The 4,009-nt window shown below is 71.7% G+C and carries 3 protein-coding genes and 1 pseudogene; all 4 read left to right on the top strand.

All coding sequences use genetic code 11. The features are described 5' to 3' along the window. A partial coding sequence (locus ACIRDX_RS21275; RefSeq protein WP_396627437.1) for a c-type cytochrome occupies positions 1–1,694 on the top strand: 1,694 nt, incomplete at its 5' end. 53 nt (positions 1,695–1,747) lie between these two features. Continuing rightward, positions 1,748–2,779: a zinc-binding dehydrogenase gene (locus ACIRDX_RS21270; RefSeq protein WP_396627436.1), complete on the top strand. Its 1,032-nt coding sequence runs from the start codon at positions 1,748–1,750 to the stop codon at positions 2,777–2,779. Positions 2,780–2,782: 3 nt separating this feature from the next. After that, positions 2,783–3,793 carry a U32 family peptidase gene (locus tag ACIRDX_RS21265; protein ID WP_396627435.1) on the top strand — a complete coding sequence of 337 codons (1,011 nt, stop codon included), beginning with the start codon at positions 2,783–2,785 and terminating at the stop codon, positions 3,791–3,793. Further along, positions 3,793–4,009, top strand: a pseudogene (locus ACIRDX_RS21260) (mandelate racemase/muconate lactonizing enzyme family protein); the annotation flags it as partial. The gene ACIRDX_RS21265 and the pseudogene ACIRDX_RS21260, both read left to right, overlap by 1 nt.

Below are 4,009 nucleotides of genomic sequence, written 5' to 3'. Positions count from 1 at the left end.
CCGACCCGTTGTTCCGGCCCGTGAACCTCGCCACCGCTCCCGACGGGACCGTGTTCGTCGCGGACATGTACCACGGCATCATCCAGGAATCGAACTGGACGAAGCCGGGCACGTACCTGCGCAAGAAGATCGAGCAGTACCAGTTCGACAAGGTCGTGCGGCGCGGGCGCATCTGGCGGCTGGTGCATGACGACCACCAGCCCGACCTCACGCGGCCGCGGATGCTTGCCGAGGGCGTCGATGCCCTCGTCGGACACCTCGACCACCAGAACGGGTGGTGGCGCGACACGGCCCAGCGCCTGCTCGTGCTGCGGCAGGACCGCCGCGTCGTGCCGGCGCTGGTGGAGAAGGCGCGGACCGCGCCGGCGCTCGTGGCGCGCTTCCACGCGCTCTGGACGCTCGAGGGCCTCGGCGCGCTCGAACCCGACCTCGTGCGCGAGTTCCTGAAGGATCCAAGTCCGCAGATGCGCATCCAGGCCATGCGGGCGAGCGAGTCGCTGTTCACCGCCGGCGACACCTCCTTCGTGGCCGACGTGCGCGCGCTCACCCAGGATGCGGACACCTCGGTGGTCATCCAGGCGATGCTCACGCTGAAGCTCTGGAAGGTGGCCGACCTCGCCGCGATCGTGAAGACCGCGCAGGCGACACGTCCGACCCGGGGCGTTCGCGAGATCGGCGACCAGATCCTCAGGCCACCGGTGCCGCCCGGCTTCACGTCCCGTGTGGTCACCGCCACGCAGCGCGAGGCGCTGCAGCGTGGTGAGGCTGTCTACGACGAGCTCTGCTACGCCTGCCACGGATCCGATGGCAAGGGCGCGCCCCTGGCCGGGGCTCCAGCCGGCACGCGGATGGCGCCGCCACTCGCGGGGTCGCCACGACTGCTCGGCCATCGGGACTACGCCATCCGCACGCTGCTGCACGGGCTCACCGGCCCGATCGAGGGCACCACGTACCCCGGTGGCGTGATGGCGCCGATGGGCGACCAGAGCGACGAGTGGATAGCCAATGTCGCGTCGTTCGTGCGCAACAGCTTCGGCAACCGCGCCGCCTTCATCAGCGCGGCCGACGTCGCACGGGTGCGTGCCGCCAGCCGCGGACGCCAGGGCAACTGGACGGTCGAGGAACTGCGAGCGGTCGTGCCACAGCTGATTGCCCCGAAGCCGACGTGGGTGGCGGCGGCGAGTCACGAGTCCGAGACGGCGGCACGCGCCCTCACCGCAGCCGTCGGCGCCTGGACGTCGCTGGTGCCGCAGGCGGCCGGCATGTGGTTCCAGGTCGACCTGTCAGAGCCGACGCTGGTCAGCGAGCTGCAGTTCGACTCGTCCGCGATCGTGCGGCCTCCGCCCCCGAGGCCCGGACCGGCGGGGGCCAGTGCACCGGCGGCGCCGCCGCCAGGCGCGGCCGGTGGGGCCACCCGTGCGGTAGCCCCTCCTCAGCCCGACGTCACCGGCCAGCCGGTCACCATCGTCGGCTACCCGCGGCAGTACGTCGTCCAGACGTCGGCCGATGGGGCCACCTGGAGTCCCGCCATCGCGGAAGGCGTGGGGCGCGGACTCACGACGGCGATCACGTTCCCGCCGGTGTCCACGCGGTTCCTGCGCATCACGCAGACCGCCTCGCCCGACGCGGCGCCGCCGTGGTCGATCCAGAACCTGCAGGTGTTCGGACCGCAAAGCGCCCCGTCGTCGCACTGAACGAGCCGCGAGGGCGGGGCGCGCCGTCCTGCGGTGCGACATAATGCCGCTCCATGCGCGCCTATCGCGTGGAGCGACCCGGCTCGGCCAGCCTCGTCGACGACCCGGTGCCCACGCCTGGTCCCGGTGAGGTCCTGGTGCGGGTCGAGGCCGTGGGCATCTGCGGGTCCGACCTCGAACTCGTGAAGGGCACGCGCGACGCCGCGTTCACGCGCTACCCCGTGGTGCCCGGTCACGAATGGGCGGGTACGGTGGCCGAGACCTCCGGCGCACATCCACACCTGCCGGCCGGCACGCGCGTGGTGGTTGAGGGCCACCACTTCTGCGGCGCGTGCGGGCCGTGCCGCGCCGGGCGCACCCACCTCTGTGCCAACTACGACGAGTACGGCTTCACACGCGACGGTGGCTATCGCGAGTACGTCGCCGCGCGCGTCGACCTCTGTCACCCGCTGCAGCGCGTGGACACGGCCCTCGGCGCCCTCGCCGAGCCGACCGCATGCGCGTTGCACGCCGTCGAGCGCAGCGCCATCGCGCACGACGACCGCGTGGTGGTGATCGGCGCCGGCCCCATCGGCCTCCTTGCTGCTGCGTGCGCGGCCGCATGCCGCCCGGCGCAGCTCGTCGTCGCCGACGTTCGAGACACGACCCTCGATGTGGCGCGCCGCGTCGGTGCCACGCACACCGTGTGCGCACCGGCGGCCGAACTGGCGCGCCGCATCCGCGACGCGATCGGTGGTGGCGCAGATGTCGTGATCGAGGCCGCGGGCCATCCGCTGGCGCAGGTGGCCGCGGCCGACGTCCTCGCGCGCGGCGGCCGACTCACCGTGCTCGGCATCGCCGGGTCCGATCGCACCACACCCTTCAACTTCGATCCCCTGGTCTTCCGCGACGCGCGCCTCGAGGCCGTGTTCGCGTATCCCTCGGCCGTGTTCGGCCGCGCCGTGCGCCTCATCGACGAGGGGCGCATCGATCCGTCGCCGCTGGTCACGCATCGCCTGCCGCTGCGCGACGTCGAGGCCGCACTCGCGATGCTCGACGCCCGCACTGAACCAGCCATCAAGGTCCTTCTCGATCCACGAGCCTGATCCATGCCTGTGCCCGAATCCGCCGCCGCCCGCCTGCTGCGGGCGCTCGACCTGCCCACCACCGACGCCCACGATCTGCCGACCTCGCCGCATCGCTTTCCCGACGGCGGGCAGTACCGCGTCGAGATCCCGAGCGTCGAGGGCCCGCGCGTGCTCGCCGCCGTCCTCGAGGAGGCGAAGGCGCGTCACGTGCCGATCCATCGCGTGTCGCAGGGCTCGGGCATCATGCTGCTCACCGACGCCGAGATCCTCGAGATGTGCGACATGTGCCGTACCGAGCGGATGGAACTGTCGCTCTTCGTCGGCCCGCGTGCCGCGTGGGACACCGGCGCCACCATCGTGTCGGCGGCAGGCCGCACCCTCGGCGCGCAGCTCCGCGGGCAGGACCAGGTGCGGTATGCGCTCGACGATGTGATCCGGGCCACGGCGCTCGGGGTGCGAAGCGTGCTGATTGCCGACATGGGCCTGCTCCGGATCCTCGACCTCGCCAAGCAGGCGGGTCACCTGCCGGAGGACCTCGTGATCAAGATCAGCGTGCAGCTCGCCGCGGCGAACCCGCTGGCCGTGGCGGTGCTGGCCGACGAGGGCGCCACGACGATCAACGTACCGACCGACCTGTCGCTGGCGCACCTGGCGGCCATCCGGCAGCACACCGACATCCCGCTCGACGTGTACGTGGAGGTGCCCGACGGCTTCGGCGGGTTCGTCCGGCACTACGAGATTCCGCAGCTCATCGAATCGGTGGCGCCCGTGTACGTCAAGTTCGGGCTGCGCAATGCGCCGGACATCTATCCGTCGGGCCTGCACCTGGAAACGGTCGCGATCAACATGGCGCGTGAACGTGTGCGTCGCGCCGAGCTCGGTCTGGCGCTGCTGGCACGCCAGACGGGGACGGATCCGCTGTTCCCCCCGGTACCCGCTACCCTGAACCCGGTGCCCGGCGGCGCGCCAGCGCCGATCATGTCGCCGGTCGGCGACCCGAAGGCGCCGGGCATCCCGGCGGAGAGACACTGATGAAGGTCACGCACATCGAGACGTTCCTCGTCGGCACGGAGTGGCGCAACTTCACCATCTGCCGCGTCAACACCGACGAGGGGCTCACAGGGCTGGGCGAGTCGCGCATCCCGAACCACCCGCACGCACTCGAGGCCTACGCGCAGGCGGCGTCGCGGCACATCATCGGCCGCGACCCGTTCGACATCGAGTCGCTCGTGATGCGCATGCGGCGCG

This window comes from Luteitalea sp. (assembly GCF_044337415.1).
Lineage (GTDB): Bacteria > Acidobacteriota > Vicinamibacteria > Vicinamibacterales > Vicinamibacteraceae > Luteitalea.
Note: the sequence above shows the minus strand (reverse complement) of the source record. Positions and strands in the feature narration are given on the sequence as shown.